The organism is Mesorhizobium sp. M0923 (assembly GCF_040319365.1).
Classification (GTDB): Bacteria; Pseudomonadota; Alphaproteobacteria; order Rhizobiales; family Rhizobiaceae; genus Mesorhizobium.
This window is the reverse complement of the sequence record NZ_JAMYNW010000024.1, coordinates 25,393-48,857: the sequence shown is the minus strand read 5'-3', so window position 1 is coordinate 48,857 and position 23,465 is coordinate 25,393. Positions and strand designations below refer to the sequence as shown.

Sequence of the window (23,465 nt, the reverse complement as noted above, 5' to 3'; positions counted from 1 at the left end):
GGCTCCGCGGTGGCGGGCCCCATGGCGCTATGAGACACGAAGCCCTACCAGCCCGGCAGGATCTGGTTCGGCTTGGTCCGCTTCATCTTCGCGAAGGCGAGGGCGGCGAAATCGAACGTGCCGGTCTCCTCGCCGAGCGGCACGGAAATATTGTCGAGGCTTTCCGAAATATGGCGGGCGAGCGCGTCGACGATCTCCGGCCGCGAGGTCTGGCCGCGCATGATGCCGATGCGGCAATCGGGCAGGGCGCCGAAACCGTCGGCCTCGCCCAGCACCCGCATGCCGGGCCGCAGCGCGCATTCCGGCAGCACCGAGATCGCCAGGCCGGAAAGCACCGCCGCGGCGATAACGGTGGCCGAGAAGCTGGTGAACAGGATGCGGTAGTCGCGGTTCTGCTGGTCGAGCACATCGGCGGCGGCCCGCCGCCAGATGCAGTTCGGCCGGCCGAAGGCCATCGGCAGGATCGGCTGCTCATGCGTCGCATGATTGGCCGAGGTAACCCACAGCAGCGGTTCGCGCCGCACCACTTCCGATTGGCCGCGCGCGTCATTGTGCGTCACCAGCGCCAGGTCGAGATTGCCGCGCTTGATGTGTTCGACCAGTCCCGGCGTCGGTTCGCAGATAACGGTCAGTTCGACATGCGGGTTGGAACGGGCAAACCGCGCCATGATCTCGGGCAGGAAGCGATCGGCATAGTCGTCCGGCGTGCCGATGCGGATGGTGCCTTCGAGCCGGCGGTCGTCGAAGGCGGCCAGTGTTTCCTTGTTGAGATAGAGCAGCCGCCTTGCGTAGGAGAGCAGTCTGTCGCCTTCCTCGGTCAGCCGGTTGGTGCGGCCGTCTTTTTCGAACAGCGGCTTGCCGATCCGCTCTTCGAGCCGCCGCATCTGCATCGACACCGCAGACTGGGTGCGATGCACGGCTTCCGCCGCGCGGGTAAAGCTGCCGGTGTCGACAATCGAGATGAAGGTCTGCAACTGATCGAGATCGAGCGGCGCTTTCATCGGTCTAATCCATCATTGATGTTGATGCTAAAGATTAGAAACATTCGTTGGATTAATCAATCGCGCCGTGGCAAATTCCGACTGTCCACATGAAGGCATGTGAATCGAAGCCGGAACGGCCGCTGTCGCCAGCGCCCGATCGACTGGTTTCGCTCGTTCGAATGTGAAGGAGACCGACATGGCTACGTTTGATTTCGCTACCGAGACCTCGCGCATCACCTCGCGTCCGGCCGTTGCGACGCGCGTGGCCAATGCCGCTGCCAATGTTTACCGCGCCTGGAAAAACCGTCGCGCCTTTTATCGCCTCGGCGAGATGTCGGATGCCGAGCTCGCCGACATCGGTCTGACCCGCGCCGACCTGCACGTCGCTGTCGGTGTGCCCTTTGGCCGCGATCCGACCGAGAGGCTTCGCGTCATCGCGGTCGAGCGCGCCGAAACGATCGAGGATATTGCCCGCAAGGTGGCCTGATCGCACAAATTCGCGATTTTGGTCGCATTGAACCTTTTTGAGGCACGAAGCCACCAAGTTACGCAGGCTCCCCACTCCCTGCCGGATCCCCCCGGCCAGCCTGCGCGCTGCCCGGTCCTCCCAGGACCGGGCTTTCTTTTTTGGGCGGCACTGATGATTGGATGCCGGTGTCTAGTCTACCGCCGGCCCATACCCTGCTTGAACTGGTCGAAGATCGACTCCATGCCTTTCTGGTAGTCGTCGCGCTGCTGGGCACCCGTCTCGAACATCTTGCCGAACAGGTCGTCGAACGGATTTCTCGGCCTGCCGCTCGGATTGGCCTGCGGCTGCGGCGCCTGGGGCTGCTGGGGCGCCTGACGCGCCTGCGGCTGCGGTTGTTGCGCACCACCGCCGAACATGTCCTGCAGTACTTTGCCGAGCGGATTGTCACCATAAGGGTTCTGTGTCTGCTGGGGCTGGTTCTGCGGCTGCTGCGGCTGTTGCGCGCCGCCGCCGAACATGTCCTGCAGCACCTTGCCGAGTGGATTGTCGCCATAAGGGTTCTGTGTCTGCTGCGGCTGGGTTTGCGGCTGCTGCCCGCCGCCGAACATGTCCTGCAACAGCTTGCCGAGCGGGTTGTCGCCGTAAGGGCTCTGCGTCTGTTGCGGCTGCTGTGCGCCGCCGAACATATCCTGCAGGACCTTGCCGAGCGGATTGTCCGCCGGGCCTGCAGGCTGAGGGGCCGGCGCCTGGCTGCCGCCGCCCGCCTGCCACATCATCTGCTCGATGAGCTCGCCGAGCGGATTGCCGCCGCCGGGCCCACCCCCTGCCGCATGCATCTGCCCGCCTAACTGGTTGGTGGTCTGCTTGAACAGCCCGCCCATCATCATCGAGGCAATTGCCGGCAGCATCTGCTGCAACACCCGCTGGCTGACACCGCTCGCCTGCGCGGCCTGGCTGGCGACGGCGCGTGACAGATCCTTCGAGCCGAACAAATGCCCCAGAATTCCGTTGCCTTCATCGAGGCCCTGCGGCGAGAAGGCCCGGCTTGCATCCTCGAAATATTTGGCGTGCTGGCCGCTGGCCATCGCCGTCATGAAGGAGCCGAGTCCATAAGGGTCCGCTGTGTTGCGCTTCAGCCCCTGCGAAAAGGCCGGCAGCAGCGCCGCGACCGCCGCCTGCGTCTGCTGCTGCGAAAGCCCGAACTGCTGGGCCAGCGCCTGCATGCCATTGCCGTTCTGGGCCTGTGCCAGAATATCGAACAAGGAAGGCATTGTTTTCTCCTCCGGCAAATCCTCGTTTGGAGAAGCCTAGTTCGTTTCCATCACTGATTGAAGCGAATTTGCCGGACCGTGGCTCATGCGGATAGCGAAGCGTTAATACGCGTATTCCATGAACACCGGCTCGATCGAGCCGCCCCAGCGTGTGTGGTAGGCCGACAGCATCTCTTCGGCGCTGGTCGTGCCGCGCGCGACGACCTCGTCGAGCGTGTTGAGGAACGAGGTCTCGTCATAGCCGTCGCGGTTCTTGCGGCCGCGGTTCTTCAGTCCCATGCGCGAGATGACGAGCACGTCGCGGGCGATCTCGCGCAACGTCGTGTTGCGGAAGGGCGCTGAAATGCCCTGTTCCGGCACTGCGTTGCGCATTGCCAGCACTTCGTCATAACTCCAGCTCGAAGTCAGCGCCTCGGCCGCGTCGAGCGCAGCCGCATCGTAGAGCAGCCCGACCCAGAAGGCCGGCAGCGCGCAGATGCGCCGCCACGGCCCGCCATCGGCGCCGCGCATTTCGAGAAAGCGCTTCAGCCGCACGTCCGGGAACAGCGTCGACAGATGGTTCGCCCAGTCGCCCATCGTCGGCAGCCCGTCCGGCAGTTCGTTATGGGCAGCACCTGCCATGAACTGGCGGAAGGTGATGTGCGTCATGTCATGGTACTGGCCGTCGCGGATGACGAAATACATCGGCACGTCGAGCGCCCATTCGACATAATCGGCAAAGCCGAAATCGGGCGAGAAGCAGAATTCGAGCAGGCCGGAGCGCCGGTTGTCGGTGTCGCGCCAGATCTCGCCGCGCCAGCTCTGCAGGCCGTTCGGCCGACTTTCGGTGAAGGGCGAGTTGGCAAACAGCGCCGTCGACAGTGGCTGCAATTTCAGCGACACCTGCATCTTGCGGCGCATGTCGGCTTCGCTCTCGAAGTCGAGGTTCACCTGGATGGTGCAGGTCCGGTACATCATGTCGAGGCCCTTGGTACCGACCTTGGGCATGTAGCGGGTCATGATCTCGTAACGCGATTTCGGCATTTTCGGCGTCTCGGCCAGCGACCATTTCGGGCTGCCGCCAAGGCCGAGAAAACGAATGCCCATCGGTTCGGCGATCTCGCGTACCTGCGCCAGATGCGCATTGCCTTCGCGGCAGGTCTGGTGGATCGTCTCCAGCGGCGCGCCGGACAGCTCGAACTGGCCGCCGGGCTCCAGCGAGATCGCGCCCTGGCCGGTCGGCTCGACCAGGCCGATGATGCGGCCGGCATCCATGATCGGGTCCCAGCCGAGTTTGTCCTGCATGCCTTCGAGGATGGCGCGGATACCGCGCTCGCCGCCATAGGGCACCGGCGCATTGCCGTCGATGTAGAACGGGAATTTCTCGTGCTCGGTGCCGATCCGCCATTTGTCGCGCGGCTTGTTGCCTTCGGCCAGATGCTCGACGAGTTCGTCGACGCTTTCTATCGGCCGGAAATCGGTAGTATCGCGCGCCATAACAGCCCTCCGCACATGACCCCGAAAATCGGCTTCGATTTTCGGAAAGGATCATGTGCCCAATCAATATGCTACAGCGTCCTTTGCGCGCCCGAAAGGACGCGCTGCGCTGCAGAGCGGCCGGACGACCGCCGGCGCTAGATGGACGAAATGTCAGTAGCCGATCAAGCGAAAAATCCTGAGCCAGAGGGTAACGGGAATTGATCACCAATCGCCGATTGTCGCCTGGATCAGCGCCAGTGCCGCCACCGCCGCCGTATCCGCTCGCAGGATGCGCGGCCCGAGCGGAATGGCGGTAACGAAGGGCAGCGCTCTCAGCATCCCGCGTTCCTCGTCGGAAAAGCCGCCCTCCGGCCCGACCAGCAGCGCGAGCTTGTTCTCCCGCACCGCCTGCAATGCCGGCAGGGGATTGTTGGTGGCGGCATCCTCGTCGCAGAAGATCAGCCGCCGCTCACGATCCCAGTTGCCGAGCAGGCGCTCGAATTTTTCCGCTTCGCGCACATCCGGTACCGCCAATATGCCGCATTGTTCGGCCGCCTCGACGACATTGGCGCGCAGGCGCTCGATGCCGGGTCTTGCCACTTGCGTATGCTGGGTGATGACCGGCTGCAGGGTGCCAGCGCCCATCTCCACCGCCTTTTGCACGAGGTAGTCGAGCCGTCCTTGCTTCAGCGGCGCGAAGCAATAGACGAGATCGGGCAGTGGCGGCTGCGGCCGCTGCAATTCCAGCACCTTCAGGCGCAACGCCTTCTTCGATTTCGCGGCGATCGCCGCCGACCATTCGCCGTCGCGGCCGTTGAACACCAGAACCTCGGCGCCTTCGCCGAGCCGCAGCACATGGGAGAGATAATGGCTCTGCTGCGGGCCGACCTCGAACTCGGTATCCGGTCCAAGCTCGTCCGGCACGAACAGCCGCTGCATCTTGTAATTGGCGCGCATCGCCGAGGAATGCGGCAACGTCACCCTCGGCGTCAAGCCTCGGCGGAAGGATGCCAGACAGGCTCGTAGCCTTGCTGCAGCACCGAAACAGTTGTCGCCGGCGTGAGCATGTGGATTGGACCGTCGGTAAAACCGCCGAACCCCACCGGTTCGCGATAGCCGCCGAAACTCCAGGACAGCGCGGCGCCGTCAAACAGGGCGTACGCCCTGTTTCCTGACGAGATCATCATGCCGTCCGGCAAGTCCGCAAGCGCCTCCGGTTCCAGTCTCGGCGCCGGTCCGCCCGATGCCAGGCGCTCCTTGTGCAGGCGCTTGTCGAGTTGCGGCGCGCGCGGCTCGGCAATGCCGAAGGCGTCGCCGAAGCGCTGGACAAAATCCCTGGCTCGCTCGCGCCGGCAGAAAAAGCACGGCCGGTGCCCGGCCGCCAGCGCCGTCACCTCGTCGAGGAAAAACAGTTCGGTCCAGCCGGCCTTGCCGCCCAATTGGTCGTCGCTTTGCCGGTTGCGACCCATCGGCTCGCGCCGCACATTGCGGAATTCGCAGACGCAGATGATCCAGGCTTGCAGCGCCCAGCGCTTCTTCAACAGCGTTCTCGTCTCGGCGTCGTGAATGATGCCGCGATTGCCCATGAACAGGCCGCGCTCCGGCACGGCATGGATGGCGCCGAACGGATCGACCCGGTTTTGCAGTGGCATAGGCGTTCCCTGTTGGCTGCAATGCTGGCGCCATGATATCCCTCGCTGCATCTATTTCATGTCAGCAGGTTTCGATGCGGGTCTTGGTCGTCCAGAACTTCGACAATGAGGGCCTTGGCCAGATCGGCGCGGCGCTTGTCGAGGCCGGCGCCGATATCGATCTGCGCCGGCCCTATCGCGGCGACGCGCTGCCGCAAGATAGCGGCGGGCATGACGCCATGGTGGTGCTCGGCGGCGCCCAGAATGCACTGGACGACGAGCTCTGTCCTTATTTTCCGGGCCTGCTCGACCTGACGCGCGATTTTGCCGAGAGGGATCGCGCGGTGCTCGGCATCTGCCTTGGCGGCCAGTTGGTCGCGCGCGCCTTTGGCGGCGAGAACCAGATCGGCGGTGCCTCGGAGTTCGGCTGGCACGAGGTAGCGCTCACCGCGGCCGCGAACGCCGATCCGGTGCTCGCCGCCTTGCCCGAAAAATTCCCGATCTTCGAATGGCACGACGACACCTTTGTCTTGCCTGAGAGGGCCGTGCGGCTGGCCGGCAACGCCGTCGCCGAGAACCAGGCGTTCCGCATCGGCCGCGCCGTCTATGGCTTCCAGTTCCATTTCGAGGCCGACCGGCCGATGGTTCGCGACTGGAGCACCTCCTTCGCACCGCTGATTGCCGAGCGGCATCCTGAATGGGCAGGTCGGCTCGACGATGAAATGGCCCGCAACGGACCGCAAGCCGATGCCGCCGGCCTGGCCATCGCCCGCGCCTGGGTGGCGACGATCTGACGACTCATACAGCCAACGTTGCCTATTTGGCGACGTTGCATATTTGGCACGCGGCGCCAAATCCGCCGGGGATAACGCGTTTCATCCTTGGCCTGTGTCAATCCGCTAGCCTAAAAGGCGCCGCTCTGCATCTTCCGTGCAACCGCGATGAACCTATCCTGTGACCCGCGCGACACACCGCCGATACAGAACATGCCTAGAAGCGCGAAACCGTCAGACATTTGCGACGAATTTTGCGTTTCAACGCATTGGTAACCCGCTCGTGCATAGATGCAGGAAGCTCAACAAGAGATGACGTCCGTGAAAGCAGCCTTTTTGTCCTTTGCCATGTTGTCGGCCATTGTCTTGTGCGGCCTCGGCATTTATTCCGCCGACGCAGCCAACAACCACAATGCCGTCGACGGCTACGGCGTCACCGCCGCGCTTCGCTAGACCCTCTGCTCATAACCCCACGCCTTCCCTAAGCCCGCTCACCCGTGACTGTCAGGATATGCTTGTCCGCGCCGTCCACGACGAGCGCGGTGAGGTTTCCCGACTGCCAGGCGAGGGTGTCGACATTGACGCGGTTGCCTGTGATCTCGGGCTTGGGCACCGGCGTATGGCCGTGCACCACGATCTTGGGATGAAGACCGGTGTGATCGTGGAAGACCTCGCGGATCCAGATCAGGTCCTGCGGGCTCTGGCTTTCCAGCGCAATGCCGGGCCGGATGCCGGCATGGCAGAAGAAGAAATCGCCGAACGTCACTGAAAAGGGCAGCGAGCGCAGGAATTCGACATGGTTCTGCGGCACCGCCTCGACCAGTGCGGCGTGCCCTTGCCGCAATGCCGCATCGGCGCGGCCAAACCAGGCGCTGCTCCCACCGAGTGACACACCATACGACAGCGCCGTCTGGATGCCGCCATAGCGCATGAACAGCCCGTCCGGATCGGGGACATCGAGAAAATCGAGAAAGCCGAGATCATGATTCCCGGCCAGCATCAGGTGACGCGGATCGCGTTTTTGCGCGTCGATCAGGAAATCGATGACGCCTTTGGAGTCCGGGCCGCGGTCGACATAGTCGCCGAGATGGATCACGCGCCAATCGGCCGACGGCCTTTGACCGAGCTCCGCCTCGATCCGCCGGTGCATGGCGGCCAGCAGGTCGAGCCGGCCGTGCACATCGCCGATCGCATAAAGGCGCATGCCTTGCGGTCCGCGCGCCTCGTAAAAATTGATGCCGGGCTCCGTCAATGCCTGCGTCGCCTCCGTGATCATGCTGTCACGGGACTTTAGCGCCGAAGCTGATCCTTGCCCATGTCGGTGACCAGACGCTTTCCGCACAGTGCCAGCGTTATGTCCATCTCCTTGCGGATGATTTCCAGCGCCTTGGTAACCCCTTCCTTGCCGAGTGCGCCGAGGCCGTACAGGAAAGGCCGGCCGATATAGGTGCCCTTGGCGCCGAGGCACAGTGCTTTGAGCACGTCCTGGCCGGAACGGATGCCGCCGTCCATATGCACCTCGATCGTGTCGCCGACGGCATCGGCGATCTCTTCGAGCGCCATGATCGATGACGAGGCGCCGTCGAGCTGGCGGCCGCCATGGTTGGAAACGATGATCGCATCGGCACCCGACCTGGCCGCCATCATCGCATCTTCCTTGTCGAGAATGCCTTTCAGGATCAGCTTGCCGCCCCAGCGCTCCTTGATCCAGGCGACGTCCTTCCACGACAGATGCGGATCGAACTGCTCCTTCGTCCACGACGAAAGCGAGGCGAGGTCGCCGACGCCCTTGGCATGGCCGACGATGTTGCGGAAGCTCCGGCGCTTGGTCCCGGCCATGCCGACGCACCAGCGCGGCCTTGTCGCCATCTGCCAGAGGTGCTTCGGCGTCATCCGCGGCGGCGCCGAAAGCCCGTTGCGGATATCCTTGTGGCGCTGGCCCAGGATCTGCAGGTCGAGCGTCAGCACCAGCGCCGAACATTTCGCCGCCTTTGCCCGGTCGATCAAATCGAAGACGAAATCCTTGTCGCGCAGCACATAGAGCTGGAACCAGAACGGCTTCCTGGTCACCGACGCGACATCCTCGATCGAGCAGATGCTCATCGTAGACAGCGTGAACGGCACGCCGAATTCTTCCGCCGCCTGCGCCGCCAGCATCTCGCCGTCCGGATGCTGCATGCCGGTCATGCCGGTCGGCGCCAGCGCCACCGGCATCGCCACCTTCTCGCCGATCATGGTCGATTCCAGCGAGCGGTTGTCCATGTCGACCAGCACGCGCTGGCGGAACTTGATCTTTTGGAAATCCTCTTCGTTGGCTCGGTAGGTGCTTTCGGTCCAGGCGCCGGAATCGGCGTAGTCGAAGAACATCTTCGGCACACGGCGGCGCGCCAGGTCCTTGAGGTCGGCGATGGTGAGGATGCTGCTCATGGATCTTTTTCCGCTGGTTCTTCGCTGGTTCGTCGTTGAATTTTCTGGCCGCGGCCTACGGCTGTTTTCTTGCCGGCTCGCCATCACCGGGCTCGGAGCGCTGCCTGAGCCTCAGCCGCGACACGCGCTGCCAGTCGCCGCTGCGCTCGGCCTCGGCCATCGACCGTTCGACATAGGAGATGTGGTCCATCGCCGCCTGCCGCGCCGCGGCCGGATCGCCGGCCTTGACCGCGGTGTAGATTGCCCGGTGCTGCGAAAGCAGCGCCTCGCGCGCACCCGGCACGCTGAACACCAGCCGCCGGTTCTGGAACACGCCTTCCGACAGCAGCCGGTAACAGGCGCGCAGCGTGTGCAGCAGGATGATGTTGTGCGCGCATTCGCAGATCGCGTGATGGAACTCAACGTCGATTTCCGCCTCGTCGTCGAAATTGCCGGTCCGGTGCGCCTCGTCCATCCGTGCCATGATGCGGTCGAGCAGCGCCAGATCGTCCGATGTGGCGCGCCGCGCCGCATATTCCGCCGCCACCGCCTCGATCTCGCGGCGGTACTCCAGATAGTCGGTCACCGCCTTGCGATGCATCGAGATCAGGTCGGCCACCGGCTTCGTGAACAGCTGGCCGATGACGTCGGCGACATGGGTGCCGCCGCCTGGCCGTGTCGTCAATAGCCCGCGCCCTTCCAAGGCTTTCAAGGCATCGCGCAGGATCGGCCGCGACACCTCGAACTGGCGCGCCAGCTCGCGCTCGCCCGGCAGCCGGTCGCCGGTGCGCAGCACGCCTTCGAGGATCAGGCTCTCGATCTGCTGCACCACCTCGTCGGCGGTGCGCGAATGCTCGATCCGGGAGAAAATGTCGCTCAAACGGGGTGCCTGGGGGTTGAACCGATGTCGCGCAAGATAAAGCCAGCGTCGCCAACTGGTCAAATTATTTATCCAATTCGCCCGGCCGGGTCGGTTTCACAGCCGCGGCTTCATATCACCTTCTGCTAAACTGGCTGTTTGCGTCCCCTGGCGATTGCCTCTAGAGCAATTCCAGGAAAAGTGTGAAACGGTTTTCCGTCCGGAATTGCGCAGAATCAAAGGGATAGAGCGGTTCGGCGTTTCCGTGAAACGATAAAACCGCTCTAGAGGGACATCATTGCCAAAGGGCTCAGAGAAGCCCGGGGGACCAGCCGTGCCAGACGCCGACCCGTCCAATCTCGAATTCCAGCTGCGCGCCAAAGCCATGGGCGGCAGCGTCATGGGCTTTCCGGCGCACGAAGGTCGGCCCGGCGCGCTCGGCGAGGTCCACGCCCGACCGCATCCGCTGGTCGAAAAGCCGCGCGTGCTGGTGCAGCTTTCCTTCATGACCGAAGGCGGATCGAGCGTCGATCTGGCAGTGCTTTCGGAACTGTCGCAGCGCCTTGGTATTGCCGCGCCCGACCGCCATGCCCGCCATCACGCGATGAAGTGGGGCAAGGGCTCGCTGCGCTGGGAACGGCACACGGAGTTCTCGACCTATCTCTGGGAAGGGCCGCTCGCCGAAAACGGCAGGGGGCAAGAAGATACCCCCTTCGGCAACGGGTTTTCGCCGCCGGGCACGGTGATTTCCGGCATCAGGCTCGAAATCCGCAAATGGACACCGGCGAACGAGCGGCTGATCGCCGGCTTCGACCCGACCAGCCTGTGCTATTCGCTGGTCGAGCGCGGCAACGCGGCCATCGTCACCGATTTCCGCCAGGATGGCGACGGCTTGACCCGCATGCTGGTGCTCGATCGCGGGCTGACACCGGCGCGCACCGGGGCGCTGTCGCAGCGGCTGATCGATATCGAGACCTACCGCACGCTGGCCATGCTTGGGCTGCCGCTGGCGCTGATGCTTTCGGGGCGTGCCCGCCGCATCGAGGACAGGCTGGCCCAGACCACGCTGGAAATGAAGGTCGCCGAAACCCGCGACAGCCAGACCTTGCTGGCCGACCTGACCGAACTTGCCGCCGAACTGGAGGCGGATGCCGCCTCCAGCCTCTACCGGTTCGGCGCCAGCCGTGCCTATGACGGCATCGTCGGCGAGCGGCTGGAGGCGCTCGAGGAAGAAGCCGTGCCCGGCTACGACACCTGGGGCGGGTTCCTGCAGCGGCGCGTCGCCCCGGCCATGCGCACCTGCCGTTCGGTCGAGGAGCGCCAGGCCAATCTGTCGCGCAAGCTGACCCGCGCCACCACGCTGCTGCGCACCTGGGTCGACGTCGAGGTCGAGAAGCAGAACCGCGATCTCTTGGCATCGATGAACAATCGCGCCCGCCTGCAATTGCGCCTGCAGCAGACGGTGGAGGGACTCTCGGTCGCCGCCGTTTCCTACTATGTCGTCGGCCTCATCGGCTACGTCGCCAAGGGCGCCTCGATCTTCGGCCATGCCTTTGCGCCGGAAATGGTCACCGCCGCCTCGGTGCCGCTCGCCGTCCTGCTCGTCTGGTGGGGCGTGCGCCGTGTCCGCCGCATGCACTCCGAACCGGGCAAGCAGCCGGGCGAGTAGTGTGGGGCGCGCAGCGGCAGATTGCCGCTGCGAAAGGCTGTCCCGGCCATAGGCCCGCGATCCCGGCCAAAGCGGCATTTGCAACCGATAGCCGTCGCTGGTAAAAGATTTTTACCAGTCGGTCGAAGGAGGCTGTCGATGTCCGGTCTTGCGATGCCGAAACCAGACGACGCCACGCTGCGCCGGCGCGATGAGATCGTCGCCGATATGCGCATCATCGTGCCGGGCGAGGGCGTCGTCGACGCAGCCAATGCGATGCGCGCCTTCGAGAGCGATGGGCTCACCGCCTACCGGCAATTGCCGCTGGTCGTGGTGCTGCCGCAAACCGTGGCGCAGGTCTCGCGCGTGCTGAAATATTGCAGTGACCGCAATATCCGCGTCGTGCCGCGCGGCTCCGGCACCTCGCTCTCCGGCGGCGCGCTGCCGCTGGAAGACGCGGTGCTGCTGGTGATGAGCCGCTTCAACCGCATCCTCGAGATCGATTTCCAGAACCGCATCGTCGTCGCTCAGCCCGGCGTCACCAATCTCGGCATCACCACCGCCGTCGAGCAGGAGGGCTTCTATTACGCCCCCGATCCATCCTCCCAGATCGCCTGCTCGATCGGCGGCAATGTCGCGGAAAATTCCGGCGGCGTGCACTGCCTAAAATACGGTCTCACCGCCAATAATGTGCTTGGTATCGAGATGGTGCTGATGAATGGCGAGGTGGTGCGCCTCGGCGGCAGCCATCTCGACGCGGAAGGCTACGACCTGCTCGGCGTGATGACCGGCTCCGAAGGATTGCTCGGTGTCGTCACCGAGGTCACCGTCCGCATTTTGAAGAAGCCCGAGACGGCGCGTGCCCTGCTGATCGGCTTCCCGACCAGCGAGCAAGCCGGCCAATGTGTCGCCGACATCATCGGCGCCGGCATCATCCCGGGCGGCATGGAGATGATGGACCGCCCGGCCATCCACGCCGCCGAGGATTTCGTCCAGGCCGGCTATCCCCTGGATGTCGAGGCGCTGCTGATCGTCGAGCTGGACGGGCCGGGTGTCGAGGTCGACCATCTGATCGGCCTGGTCGAAGCCATTGCCTATAGGAACGGCTCGACCACATGCCGCATTTCGCAATCGGAGCAGGAGCGGCTGAGTTTCTGGGCCGGCCGCAAGGCAGCCTTCCCGGCGGTCGGCCGCATCTCGCCCGACTATTACTGCATGGACGGCACCATCCCGCGCAAGGAATTGCCGCGCGTCCTCGCCGGCATGCGCGAACTGTCGGAGAAATACGGGCTCGGCGTCGCAAATGTCTTCCACGCCGGCGACGGCAATCTGCATCCGCTGATCCTCTACGACGCCAACGTGCCGGGCGAGCTCGACAAGGCGGAGAGTTTCGGCGCCGACATATTGCGGCTCTGCGTCAAGGTCGGCGGCGTGCTGACCGGTGAGCACGGGGTCGGCGTCGAGAAGCGCGACCTGATGCCGGAAATGTTCAACCAGATCGATCTCGACCAGCAGATGCGCGTCAAATGCGCCTTCGACCCCAATCACCTGCTCAACCCGGGCAAGGTATTTCCGCAGCTGAGGCGATGCGCGGAGCTCGGGCGGATGCACGTGCATCGCGGGCAGCTGGCATTTCCGGACATTCCGAGGTTTTGAGGGTATGTTGGCGCTTGGACACCCCCCTCTGTCCTGCCGGACATCTCCCCCGCAAGGGGGGAGATTGGCTGCTTCAACGTCCTGCTCGCCTTCAAGCGTTGATGGTTGGCGAAAGCCTAAGCGACATTCGATCTCCCCCCTTGCGGGGGAGATGTCCGGCAGGACAGAGGGGGGTGGGAAGGATCGCGGCTTCTCGTCATTTACGACTGGTGGTTCTGCCGCATGACCACCTTCACCCCGACCACATCAGCGGAAACCCTCTCCACCATCGCCTGGGCCGCAGCGGAAGACTCGCCGCTCGAGATCCTCGGCCATGGTTCCAAGCGCGGCATCGGCCGGCCGCAGCAGAGCGAGCATACGCTCGACCTGTCGAACCTGTCCGGCGTCACGCTCTATGAGCCGGCCGAACTGGTGCTGTCGGCGAAAGCCGGCACGCCGCTGGCCGCGATCGAAAGCCTGCTTGCCGAAAACGGCCAGCAACTGGCCTTCGAGCCGATGGACTACGGCCCGCTGCTCGGCGGTGAACCAGGACGAGGCACGATCGGCGGCGTGCTGGCCGCGAACCTTTCCGGCCCGCGGCGGCTGAAGGCCGGGGCTGCGCGCGATCACATCCTTGGCATCGCGGCCGTTTCCGGCCGTGGCGAGGCCTTCAAGTCGGGCGGCCGTGTGGTCAAGAATGTCACCGGCTATGATCTGTCCAAGCTGATGGCCAACAGCTGGGGCACGCTGGCGGTGTTCACCGACGTCACCTTCAAGGTGCTTCCCGCTGCCGAGACCGAAGTCACGCTCGCCATCCGTGGCCTGCTCGACGATCATGCCACCGCCGCCATGGCGCTGGCACTGGGTTCCAGCGCGGAGGTGTCGAGTGCGGCCCATCTTCCTGAACGGGTCGCCGCGCGGGTCGCCGGCGGCAGTCTCGGCAGCGATGCGGCGACGCTGCTGCGCATCGAGGGTTTCGGCCCGTCGGTCGCCTACCGCATCGCCGCGCTGAAAGACCTGCTGAAAAACGCCGGTCCGCTGCAGGAGATTTCCGGTTCGGTCTCGTATTCGGCCTGGCGTGACATCCGCGATTGCGCGCCATTCGCCGACGGCAGCGAAAGGCCGGTGTGGCGCGTCTCGATGGCGCCGTCGCAGGGCCACCTTATGGTGCTGGCGCTGCGCATGCAGGCCGCGGTCGATGCCTTCTACGATTGGCAGGGCGGGCTGATCTGGCTGCGCATGCAGCAGGACGATCCAGAGGCCGGCCTGTTGCGCGGGCTGATCAGAAAGCATGGCGGCGGCCATGCCACGCTGGCTCGCGCAACCCCTGCGCATCGCGCGGCGATACCCGTGTTCGAACCGCAAGCGCCGCCTCTTGCAGCACTGTCGGCGCGGCTGAAGGCCGAATTCGACCCGAAGAATATCCTCAATCCCGGGCGTATGGCGCCGGGCGCAGGCTCTGCTACTCTCGCCCCAGCAACCGAGGGAGGAGCGCAATGAGCGATGCAGGCCAAAACGGTACGTCACGCCAGACCGACCGCTGGCTGGAGCCCGGTCCGACCAACGCGCTGGTCATCTATATCCTCTATCTCGCCGGCCTCGTTATCGGCGTCAGCGGCATTGTCGGCATCGTCCTGGCCTATATCAACCGCGGCAAGGCCGGCGGCTTCGTTGAAAGCCATTACGCATTCCTGATCCGCACCTTCTGGATCGGCCTGCTCTATGCACTGATCTCGGCGCTGCTGATGGTCGTGGTCGTCGGCGTCGTGCTGATGGTCGCTGTCGCCGTCTGGTTCATTGCCCGCTGCATTCTCGGCCTGCAGGCGCTGCAGCGCGGCGAGGCGGTCAAGAACCCGGAAAGCTGGTTCCTCGGACTATGAGCATGATCCCAAAAAGCGGATACCGGTTTTGGGAAAAGATCATGCTCAAACGGTAAGGATTCGTTTACGTGCAGACCTCCTTCTCGCTTGCCCAGCTTGCCGATCCGCATGTCGCGGAATCGGAAAAGATCCTGCGCAAATGCGTGCATTGCGGCTTCTGCACCGCCACCTGCCCGACTTATGTGACGCTCGGCAACGAACTGGATTCGCCGCGCGGCCGGATTTACCTGATCAAGGACATGCTGGAGAACGGCCGTCCCGCAGACAAGGAGATCGTCACCCATATCGACCGCTGCCTGTCCTGCCTCGCCTGCATGACCACCTGCCCGTCGGGTGTCAACTATATGCATCTGGTCGACCATGCCCGCGCCCATATCGAGCAGACCTACAAGCGTCCGCTGGCCGATCGCCTGACACGCGCCATGCTGGCGTTCGTGCTGCCTTATCCCTCGCGCTTTCGCGCAGCGCTCAAGCTGGCGAAGCTCGGCCAGCCATTCGCCGGCCTGTTTGAGAAAATCCAGGCCTTGAGGCCGCTGGGCGCCATGCTCAAGCTCGCACCGGCGTCGGTCCCGGCAGTCTCGCCGATGGCCTCGCCGGGCGTCCATGCAGGGCAGGGCGGCAAGAAAAATGGCCGCGTCGCCATCCTCGCCGGCTGCGCGCAATCCGTGCTCGATCCCGGCATCAACGATACGGCGATTTCGCTGCTGACCCGGCTTGGCGTCGAGGTCGTCGTGCCCGAGGGCGAGGGCTGCTGCGGCGCGCTGGTGCATCACATGGGACGCGAGGACGCTGCCTTGGCGTCGGCCCGACGGAACGTCGACGCCTGGACGCGCGCCATCGAGCAGGGTGGGCTCGATGGCATCGTCATCACCGCATCCGGCTGCGGCACCACCATCAAGGATTATGGCTTCATCCTGCGCCTCGATCCTGCCTACGCCGACAAGGCGGCGCGCGTGTCGGCGCTGGCCAAGGACATCACCGAATATCTCGGGAGTCTCGACCTGCCGGAACCGGTGCGTAGACCGGGCACTATCGTCGCCTATCACTCGGCCTGCTCGATGCAGCATGGCCAGAAGATCACCCGCCAGCCGAAGGAGCTTCTGGTCCGGGCCGGGTTCGTCGTGCGCGAGCCGCGCGAAGGGCATCTCTGCTGCGGTTCTGCCGGCACCTACAACATCCTGCAGCCCGGGATTTCGGCGACGCTGCGCGACCGCAAGGTCAGGAATATCGAGGCGACCGGCGCTGAAATCGTCGCCACCGGCAACATCGGCTGCATCACCCAGATCGCCTCCGCCGCCAAGCTGCCGGTGGTGCATACGATAAAGCTGCTCGACTGGGCCTATGGTGGGCCGAAGCCCGAAGGCGTTCGCGAAGACAGGGTGGTTGTCGCGGCCGAGTGATCCGCCAGTCGCCTACTCCGCCGCCAGTCTGTCCGCCGTGCCGTAGGTTGCCTGGTAGCGGGCGCGCTGGCGGCTGAGCGCCACCATCGTGTTGCGCAGCAGGATCGCCACGGTGATCGGGCCGACGCCGCCCGGCACCGGCGTGATCCACGACGCGACGTGCCTGACGCTCTCGGCATCGACGTCGCCGACGATGCGGCTTTCGCCGTCCGGTCCGATTTCCGAATTGATGCCGATATCAATCACGGCGGCGCCCGGCTTGACCATGTCGGCCTTGATCAGCCGCGGCTTGCCGACGGCCACGAACAGCGCGTCGGCGCGGCGTGCATGTGCCGCCACCGAGCGCGTCATGTGATGGCAGACGGTTACCGTCGCGCCTTCGCTCATCAAAAGGAAGGCGATCGGCTTGCCGACAATCTCGGAGTGGCCGACGACCACCACTTCGAGCCCCTTGAGGTCGAGGCCGGTTTCCCTGAGCAGTTCGACCGAGGCAGCGGCAGTGCAGGGCGCCAGGTCGAGCTGGTTGTAGACGATGTTGCCGATCGACGCCGGATGCATGCCCTCGACGTCCTTGAGTGGATGCACCGCCGCCTGCAGCGTCTTGATCGGGATATGCACCGGCACCGGTCGCTGGATGATGATGCCGGTGACGCGCGGGTCGGCGTTGAGGCCGTGGATCGCAGCTTCGAGTTCGCCGGCAGTGATGTCGGCGCGAAAGCGCCTCTCCTCGAAGCCGATTCCGGCCAGCCCCGCCTTGGCGCGCTGGTTGCGGACATAGATGTCGACCGCCGCTGTGTCGCCGACGGTGATCGACACCAGCTTGGGCGGAAAGCCTTCGGCGGTGGCGATCGCCGCGTCCTCGCGCACGCTGGCGATGATGCGTTGGGCAACCGGGCCGCCCTTGAGATAGCGGCTGTCATCGGAGAGGGACATCGAGATAGGGCCTTTGTCTGGAATTTTGGCTGCCACATAGCAAAGGGACGGCGAAAAGGCAGCGCGAAAAGCGAACCGCTATGCCTGTCGCGCGACGTGCCGGCGAAATCTTCGTCAATTCTCGCTGGCGGAAACAAAAAGGGCAGCACGGCTTGCCGCGCTGCCCTTTCGTGACTGGCCGCATCCCCACACGGCCCGTCCCCCGTTGTTTATTCATCTGGCCTCAGAAAGCCAAAGCTAATGTCTTTCTAGACCAGATGATTCGTCGCGGCAACTATATCACCACCACCGTTGTTCCGATATTCACGCGTTCGTAAAGATCGACCACATCCTCGTTGCGCATGCGGATGCAGCCCGACGACACCGCGCCGCCGATGGTCCAGGGCTGGTTGGTGCCGTGGATGCGGTATTCGGTCGAGCCGAGATAGAGCGCGCGTGCGCCGAGCGGGTTTTCCATGCCGCCGGCGAGATAGGTTGGCAGATAACGGCCCTTTGCGGCTTCGCGGGCGATCATCACCGCCGGCGGCCGCCAGTCCGGCCAGACCCGCTTGTTGGTGATCTTGTGAGTGCCGGACCATTCGAAGCCCGGCTTGCCGGTGCCGACGCCGTAGCGCCGCGCCTTGCCGTTCTTCTCGACCAGATAGAGGAAATTCTCTCTCGTATCGATGACGATCGTGCCCGGCTTCTGCGGGCCGTCATAGGCGACTTCCTGCGGCAAATAGACGGGATCGATCTGCGGCCGCATCACCATGCGTTTGGCCGGCGCCTGCACCGCTGCGGTGCGCAACTGATCGGGTTCAGCTTGCCGCCGGTAGCGCCGTAGCGGCTGCGCTTCCTGCCGGCTCTGCCGCACGATGCCCGGCGCATGGCCGAGCTGCAGCACCCAGGGCGCCGAAAGGTCGGGGCTGACCACCACCGGCGGCCTCTCGGCATAGCGGTCGTTGGCATTGGCGGCACCGACGGCAAGCACGGCCGCGGCGCCGAACAGTGGGAACAAGAATATCTTCATCGGATCGCACCTTGATCGTCGAACATGCCGGGGCGCAAAGCCTCCCCGATTTCCGCGACATTGGGCGCGAAGCGGCAACCGAAACATGAATCGGAATGCGTAAAATGCCTGTCTGTCAGTAAACCTTTTGGTGTGGTTACCGCCCGGTTCAGGAATCTGGTAAAGCCGCGGTAAAGGCCGCTTCAAAACGCGTTAACGCCAAGACACGAACGGAATTCCGCCATGGACGAAAAGACAGGTCTGCTTGCTGGTCCCGACGGCATCGCCCGCTGCTTCTGGCACGGCAACCTGCCGGATTATCTGCACTACCACGACCACGAATGGGGCCGGCCGGTCGCCGACGATCGCCGGCTGTTCGAAAAGATCTGCCTCGAAGGCTTTCAGTCGGGCCTGTCCTGGCTGACCATATTGCGCAAGCGCGACAATTTCCGCGAGGCCTTCGCCGGCTTCGATGTCGACAAGATCGCCGCCTTCACCGACGCCGATGTCGAGCGCCTGCTCGGCAATGCCGGCATCATCCGTCACCGCGGCAAGATCGTTTCGACCATCAACAACGCCAAACGCGCCCGCGAACTCATCGACGAGGCCGGCTCGCTGGCCGCCTGGTTCTGGAAGTTCGAGCCCGGCCCGGACGAGCGGCCCGAGATCGTCGACCTCGCCCATCTGCGCGCCAATCCGACGACGGCCGTTTCGGTCCGCATTTCGAAGGAGCTGAAGAAGCGCGGCTGGAGCTTTGTCGGCCCGACCACCGTCTACGCTTTCATGCAGGCGATGGGGCTGGTCAACGACCATCTCGAGGGCTGCGTCTGCCGGGAACCGGTCGAGGCGGAGCGGAAAGCGTTCAGGCGGCCGAAATAGCGGCTCAGGCGCCGCCGGCGCCGGCCAGGAAAAACCCGGCCAGGATGGCCGCCAGCGCGGCGAACACCGGATAGATCACCAGCAGGCCGGTCATCAGCACGTCGCGCATGGTCGGCCCGCTGCGCTGTTGCGCCGCGATCTCGAACAGTCCGGCGATTTGCTTCGTCGTTTTTGGCCCATAACCATCGGCCGGCCGCAGCCGGACCGGGGCGTCGCATGCGCCGCTATCGATGATGTCGAACTTCTGTAGCGTGGCCATGGCCCCGAACCCCTTGTTTCGGCGCGCTTATCGGCCCGGATTGTGTCGGCACGATGCCGCGCGCATGGCGCAATTGTTTCAGCTTCTTTTTCTTGCCTTCTCCCCTTGTGGGAGAAGGTGGATCGGCGCGCAGCGCCGAGACGGTTGAGGGGTGTTGGAAGAAATGAGGCGCAGGCGTTCCCTGGAACACCCCTCATCCGACCGAGCTTCGCTCGGCCACCTTCTCCCACAAGGAGAGAAGGAAGAAGCGCAAACCCTTGCCGCTCCCGGCTGCATCGGTTAGGACACCCGCGCCGTGGAAATCGGTTATTTTAACCGATCCCCGGAGCGCCACGAAACACCGAGTACCCATCCCATGGCCGACAAATCCGAAAAGATGAAAGCGCGGCTGCCGCGCGGCTTTGTCGACCGCGGCGCCGACGATCTGCGCGCCGTCGAGAAGATGATGGCGACGATCCGCTCGGTCTTTGAGCTTTACGGTTTCGAGCCGGTCGACCAGCCGCTGATCGAATACACCGATGCGCTCGGCAAATTCCTGCCCGACCAGGACCGGCCGAACGAGGGCGTGTTCTCGTTCCAGGACGACGACGACCAGTGGCTGTCGCTGCGCTACGACCTGACCGCGCCAATGGCGCGCTTTGTCGCCGAAAATTTCGAGCGCCTGCCGAAGCCCTATCGCAGCTATCGCTCCGGCTGGGTGTTCCGCAACGAGAAGCCCGGTCCCGGCCGTTTTCGCCAGTTCATGCAGTTCGATGCCGACACGGTCGGCACGCCGGGCGTCGCCGCCGACGCCGAGATGGCGATGATGATGGCCGATGTGATGGAGGCGCTCGGCATCAAGCGCGGCGACTACGTCATCCGCGTCAACAATCGCAAGGTGCTCGACGGCGTGCTGGAGGCGATCGGCCTTGGCGGCGAGGAGAATGCCGGCCGCCGGCTGCAGGTGCTGCGCGCGATCGACAAGCTGGACAAGTTGGGCGTCGAGGGCGTGCGCCTGCTTTTGGGTGCAGGGCGCAAGGACGAGAGCGGTGATTTCACCAAAGGTGCCGGGCTGGATAACGCACAAATCGACGTTGTGATCAGCTATTTCACAGTCATGGCGCAGCACGATCCCGAAAAAATTGTCCAGACACTGGGATCCATCAACCCCGGACTCAGCAATCTTGTCGAGGAAAGGAAACTCGAACATCTGGGCATAACGAATGCGTCGTTTGTCGAGGGCCTTGCAGAGCTGGAACAGATAAGAACCATGGTCGCACAAAGCGGCTACGGTGAAGACCGTATCCGCATCGACCCCTCCGTCGTCCGCGGCCTCGAATATTACACCGGCCCGGTCTACGAGGCCGAGCTGCTGGCCGAGATCCCCAATGAGGACGGCCAGATCGTCCGCTTCGGTTCGGTCGGTGGCGGTGGCCGCTATGACGGGCTGATCTCGCGTTTCCGTGGCGAGCCGGTGCCGGCAACCGGCTTTTCCATCGGCGTCTCCCGCCTGATGACGGCGCTGAAGAACCTCGGCAAGCTCGACACGTCTGACGTGATCGCACCGGTCGTCGTGCTGACCATGGACAAGGATACGGAAAGCCTCGGCCGCTACCAGAAGATGGTGGCCGAGCTGCGTGCCGCCGGCATCCGCTCCGAAATGTATCTCGGCGGCGCCGGCATGAAGGCGCAGCTGAAATATGCCGACCGCCGCGGCAGCCCGGTCGCCATCATCCAGGGCGGCGACGAGCGCGCCAAGGGCGAGCTGCAGATCAAGGACCTGATCGAAGGCGCCAAGATGTCGGCCGAGATCGCCGACAACGCCGAATGGCGCGCCGCACGGCCGGCGCAGGTGACCGTGGCGGAAAGTGGGCTGGTTGCCGAGGTGAGGAAGATACTGGCGGCGCAGGCGGCCGACCGGGCGAAAGGTGGCGCGTGAGCACCCCCCTCTGGCCTGCCGGCCATCTCCCCCTCAAGGGGGGAGATTGGCAGCTTCAGCCTCACCGTCTTCTTTCCAACGCTGGAGATTGGCGAAAGCAGGCGCGATATCCAATCTCCCCCCTTGAGGGGGAGATGGCCGGCAGGCCAGAGGGGGGTGCCTCGCGCCCCACATCCCCATGACCTCCCCTGCCATCGCATCCGACATCGCCAGCCTATTCGCCGCGCGCAACACCCATGCGGTCGAGGTCGCTGTGCTGCAGCCGGCCGACCCGTTCCTCGACATGGCCGGCGAGGATTTGCGGCGCCGCATCTTTCTCACCGAGAGCGAGACCGGACAGACGCTTTGCCTGCGGCCGGAATTCACCATTCCGGTCTGCCTCGACCACATTGCCAGCCAGGCCGGCACGCCGCGCCGCTATTCCTATCTCGGCGAGGTGTTTCGCCAGCGCCGCGAGGGCGGCAACGAATTCTTCCAGGCCGGCATCGAGGACCTCGGCGACCGCGACACGGCCGCCGCCGATGCGCGTTCGCTGGCCGATGCGCATGCGCTGCTTACGCTGGTGCTGCCCGGACGGGAGCTGGCGGTGACGCTTGGCGACCAGACCATTTTCGAGGCGGTGCTGGCAGCGCTTGGCCTGCCGCGCGGCTGGCGCATGCGGCTGGCCCGCGCCTTCGGCTCGGCGCCGATGCTGGAGGCCGCTCTTGCCGACCTCGCCAATCCACCCCGCAACAGCCAGCTCGCCGGCGCGGTGGCAGCGCTTGTCCTCGACGGCGATCTGGAGGCTCTTTCGGCGCATATCGCCGGCGGCATGGAACAGGCCGGCCTGTCGGCAACGGCCGGGCGTTCGCCGTCCGAAATTGCCCGGCGCCTGATCGAGAAGGCCGAATTGCGCAGCGTCCGGCTGTCGAACGAGGCATTTGCGGCTTTGAAGGGTTTCCTGGCGATCGACGTGCCGCTAGATAGCGCCGCCGGGGCGCTCGCAAGTTTTGCCGCCGATGCCGGGCTTTCGCTGGGAACTGCGCTGGAGAATTTTGCCGCCCGCGCCGCGGCAATCGAAAGCCTCGGTCTGCCGATGTCTGAAATCAGCTACGATGCCGCCTTCGGCCGGCCGCTCGATTATTACACTGGCCTGGTCTTCGAGATCGCGGCGCAGGATGGCGACCGGCCACTGGCCGGCGGCGGCCGCTACGACCGGCTGCTGACGCTGCTCGGCGCCAAGACGCCGATCCCCGGCGTCGGTTTTTCCGTCTGGCTGGACCGCATCGAAGCGCTGCGGGAGACGGCGCCATGATCACGCTGGCGCTGCCGTCGAAGGGCCGGCTCAAGGAGCAGGCGCTGGAGGTGCTGGCCAAGGCCGGGCTTGCCGTCAGCCTGCCGGGTGACGAGCGCAAATACCGCGCCCGCATCGATGGCCTGGACGGCGTCGAGATAGCGTTCCTGTCGGCCTCCGAAATCGCCGGCGAAATCGGCCAGGGCTCGGTCGATCTCGGCATCACCGGCGAGGACCTGCTGCGCGAAAACCTTGCCGACTGCGAGGCGCGCGCCGAAATCATCGCCCGCCTCGGTTTCGGCAATGCCGATGTCGTCGTCGCCGTGCCCGACATCTGGCTCGACGTCGACACCATGGCCGACCTCGACGACGTCGCCGCCGATTTCCGCCAGCGCCACGGCCGGCGGCTCAGGATCGCCACCAAATACTGGCGCCTGACCCAGCAGTTCTTTTCGCAAAAGCACGGCATCCAGGTCTACCGCATCGTCGAAAGCCTCGGCGCCACCGAAGGCGCGCCGGCGGCCGGATTGGCCGACATCGTCGTCGACATCACCACGTCAGGCGCGACCTTGCGCGCCAACCATCTGAAGGTGCTCGCCGACGGGCTCATCCTGCGCTCGCAGGCCTGTCTCGTCGCGTCGCGGAAGATGCGCGCTCCGGCCGACGAGGCGGTGTTGCGCGATGTCGCGGCCAGGATGGCGTCGGTGAACTCGGGTTGACGATTGCGGAGCAGGCGCCGTCGGCCAAGCTGCCAATCTCCCTCCTTGCGGGGGAGATGGCCGGCAGGCCAGAGGGGGTGCTG

23 protein-coding genes are annotated in these 23,465 nt (G+C 64.7%); 12 read left to right on the top strand and 11 right to left on the bottom strand.

Annotated elements, in window-relative coordinates:
- Positions 1-44 precede the first annotated feature (44 nt).
- Positions 45-1,001, bottom strand: coding sequence for a LysR substrate-binding domain-containing protein (locus NKH89_RS29480; RefSeq protein ID WP_023716458.1), 957 nt, complete (start codon positions 999-1,001; stop codon positions 45-47).
- Positions 1,002-1,179: 178 nt separating this feature from the next.
- On the opposite strand from NKH89_RS29480, the gene NKH89_RS29475 reads away from it, so the two are divergent.
- Positions 1,180-1,470 carry a DUF1127 domain-containing protein gene (locus NKH89_RS29475; RefSeq protein ID WP_023716459.1) on the top strand — a complete coding sequence of 97 codons (291 nt, stop codon included), beginning with the start codon at positions 1,180-1,182 and terminating at the stop codon, positions 1,468-1,470.
- A gap of 176 nt (positions 1,471-1,646) precedes the next feature.
- On the opposite strand, the gene NKH89_RS29470 is transcribed toward NKH89_RS29475, so the two are convergent.
- From NKH89_RS29470 to NKH89_RS29455, 4 genes are all read right to left on the bottom strand, one after another.
- Positions 1,647-2,723: a DUF937 domain-containing protein gene (locus tag NKH89_RS29470; protein WP_352791183.1), complete on the bottom strand. Its 1,077-nt coding sequence runs from the start codon at positions 2,721-2,723 to the stop codon at positions 1,647-1,649.
- A gap of 102 nt (positions 2,724-2,825) precedes the next feature.
- Positions 2,826-4,199, bottom strand: a complete 1,374-nt coding sequence (locus tag NKH89_RS29465) for a glutamate--cysteine ligase (protein ID WP_352791181.1) — start codon at positions 4,197-4,199, stop codon at positions 2,826-2,828.
- Positions 4,200-4,403: 204 nt separating this feature from the next.
- The gene (locus NKH89_RS29460; protein WP_352791199.1) at positions 4,404-5,138 is read right to left on the bottom strand and encodes a 16S rRNA (uracil(1498)-N(3))-methyltransferase; all 735 of its coding nucleotides are present in this window, start codon (positions 5,136-5,138) and stop codon (positions 4,404-4,406) included.
- A 32-nt stretch (positions 5,139-5,170) separates the two neighbouring features.
- Positions 5,171-5,833 (bottom strand): hypothetical protein, encoded by a 663-nt coding sequence (locus NKH89_RS29455; protein ID WP_352547826.1) that lies wholly within the window; start codon positions 5,831-5,833, stop codon positions 5,171-5,173.
- Between the two features lie 74 nt (positions 5,834-5,907).
- Between NKH89_RS29455 and NKH89_RS29450 the strand changes: the two genes are divergently transcribed.
- Both NKH89_RS29450 and NKH89_RS29445 read left to right on the top strand, forming a co-directional pair.
- Positions 5,908-6,606: a type 1 glutamine amidotransferase gene (locus NKH89_RS29450; RefSeq protein WP_023716464.1), complete on the top strand. Its 699-nt coding sequence runs from the start codon at positions 5,908-5,910 to the stop codon at positions 6,604-6,606.
- Between the two features lie 291 nt (positions 6,607-6,897).
- A complete protein-coding gene (locus NKH89_RS29445; RefSeq protein WP_023716466.1) occupies positions 6,898-7,038 on the top strand; it encodes a hypothetical protein in 141 nt (46 codons plus the stop codon).
- Between the two features lie 28 nt (positions 7,039-7,066).
- Here the strand turns inward: NKH89_RS29445 and NKH89_RS29440 are convergent, their stop codons facing one another.
- The 3 genes from NKH89_RS29440 to NKH89_RS29430 are packed head-to-tail and all read right to left on the bottom strand — an operon-like array spanning position 7,067 to position 9,871.
- The gene (locus tag NKH89_RS29440) at positions 7,067-7,837 is read right to left on the bottom strand and encodes a metallophosphoesterase family protein (protein WP_352910848.1); all 771 of its coding nucleotides are present in this window, start codon (positions 7,835-7,837) and stop codon (positions 7,067-7,069) included.
- Between the two features lie 38 nt (positions 7,838-7,875).
- Positions 7,876-9,012, bottom strand: coding sequence for an alpha-hydroxy acid oxidase (locus NKH89_RS29435; protein WP_023716468.1), 1,137 nt, complete (start codon positions 9,010-9,012; stop codon positions 7,876-7,878).
- 55 nt (positions 9,013-9,067) lie between these two features.
- Positions 9,068-9,871: a FadR/GntR family transcriptional regulator gene (locus NKH89_RS29430; RefSeq protein ID WP_352482361.1), complete on the bottom strand. Its 804-nt coding sequence runs from the start codon at positions 9,869-9,871 to the stop codon at positions 9,068-9,070.
- A gap of 364 nt (positions 9,872-10,235) precedes the next feature.
- Between NKH89_RS29430 and NKH89_RS29425 the strand changes: the two genes are divergently transcribed.
- The 5 genes from NKH89_RS29425 (at position 10,236) to glcF (ending at position 16,413) form a co-directional block, all read left to right on the top strand.
- Complete coding sequence (locus tag NKH89_RS29425) at positions 10,236-11,519, top strand: DUF3422 family protein (RefSeq protein WP_023716470.1); 1,284 nt, start codon at positions 10,236-10,238, stop codon at positions 11,517-11,519.
- A gap of 138 nt (positions 11,520-11,657) precedes the next feature.
- Complete coding sequence (locus NKH89_RS29420; RefSeq protein WP_352493848.1) at positions 11,658-13,154, top strand: FAD-linked oxidase C-terminal domain-containing protein; 1,497 nt, start codon at positions 11,658-11,660, stop codon at positions 13,152-13,154.
- 222 nt (positions 13,155-13,376) lie between these two features.
- The gene (locus NKH89_RS29415) at positions 13,377-14,633 is read left to right on the top strand and encodes an FAD-binding protein (RefSeq protein WP_352910829.1); all 1,257 of its coding nucleotides are present in this window, start codon (positions 13,377-13,379) and stop codon (positions 14,631-14,633) included.
- On the top strand, positions 14,630-15,013 hold the full coding sequence (locus NKH89_RS29410) for a DUF4870 family protein (protein ID WP_023716473.1): 384 nt from the start codon (positions 14,630-14,632) through the stop codon (positions 15,011-15,013). The genes NKH89_RS29415 and NKH89_RS29410 overlap by 4 nt, the downstream gene beginning before the upstream one ends.
- Before the next feature lie 68 nt (positions 15,014-15,081).
- On the top strand, positions 15,082-16,413 hold the full coding sequence (gene glcF, locus NKH89_RS29405; protein ID WP_352910827.1) for a glycolate oxidase subunit GlcF: 1,332 nt from the start codon (positions 15,082-15,084) through the stop codon (positions 16,411-16,413).
- A gap of 12 nt (positions 16,414-16,425) precedes the next feature.
- Here the strand turns inward: glcF and NKH89_RS29400 are convergent, their stop codons facing one another.
- Together NKH89_RS29400 and NKH89_RS29395 are read right to left on the bottom strand one after the other, a co-directional pair.
- A complete protein-coding gene (locus tag NKH89_RS29400) occupies positions 16,426-17,346 on the bottom strand; it encodes a bifunctional 5,10-methylenetetrahydrofolate dehydrogenase/5,10-methenyltetrahydrofolate cyclohydrolase (protein ID WP_023716475.1) in 921 nt (306 codons plus the stop codon).
- Positions 17,347-17,620: 274 nt separating this feature from the next.
- Positions 17,621-18,355, bottom strand: coding sequence for a L,D-transpeptidase (locus NKH89_RS29395; RefSeq protein ID WP_352482354.1), 735 nt, complete (start codon positions 18,353-18,355; stop codon positions 17,621-17,623).
- A gap of 222 nt (positions 18,356-18,577) precedes the next feature.
- Here NKH89_RS29395 and NKH89_RS29390 point away from each other — a divergent pair, with 222 nt between their 5' ends.
- Positions 18,578-19,213 carry a DNA-3-methyladenine glycosylase I gene (locus tag NKH89_RS29390; RefSeq protein WP_352716875.1) on the top strand — a complete coding sequence of 212 codons (636 nt, stop codon included), beginning with the start codon at positions 18,578-18,580 and terminating at the stop codon, positions 19,211-19,213.
- Between the two features lie 4 nt (positions 19,214-19,217).
- On the opposite strand, the gene NKH89_RS29385 is transcribed toward NKH89_RS29390, so the two are convergent.
- Entirely contained in the window at positions 19,218-19,472 is a 255-nt protein-coding gene (locus tag NKH89_RS29385) for a hypothetical protein (RefSeq protein ID WP_352910826.1), read from the bottom strand.
- Between the two features lie 355 nt (positions 19,473-19,827).
- Between NKH89_RS29385 and hisS the strand changes: the two genes are divergently transcribed.
- The 3 genes from hisS (at position 19,828) to hisG (ending at position 23,382) form a co-directional block, all read left to right on the top strand.
- Entirely contained in the window at positions 19,828-21,390 is a 1,563-nt protein-coding gene (gene hisS / locus NKH89_RS29380; RefSeq protein WP_352482351.1) for a histidine--tRNA ligase, read from the top strand.
- Positions 21,391-21,568: 178 nt separating this feature from the next.
- A complete protein-coding gene (locus tag NKH89_RS29375; RefSeq protein ID WP_352910825.1) occupies positions 21,569-22,684 on the top strand; it encodes an ATP phosphoribosyltransferase regulatory subunit in 1,116 nt (371 codons plus the stop codon).
- Positions 22,681-23,382 carry an ATP phosphoribosyltransferase gene (gene hisG, locus NKH89_RS29370; RefSeq protein WP_352910823.1) on the top strand — a complete coding sequence of 234 codons (702 nt, stop codon included), beginning with the start codon at positions 22,681-22,683 and terminating at the stop codon, positions 23,380-23,382. The genes NKH89_RS29375 and hisG overlap by 4 nt, the downstream gene beginning before the upstream one ends.
- Positions 23,383-23,465: the final 83 nt, after the last annotated feature.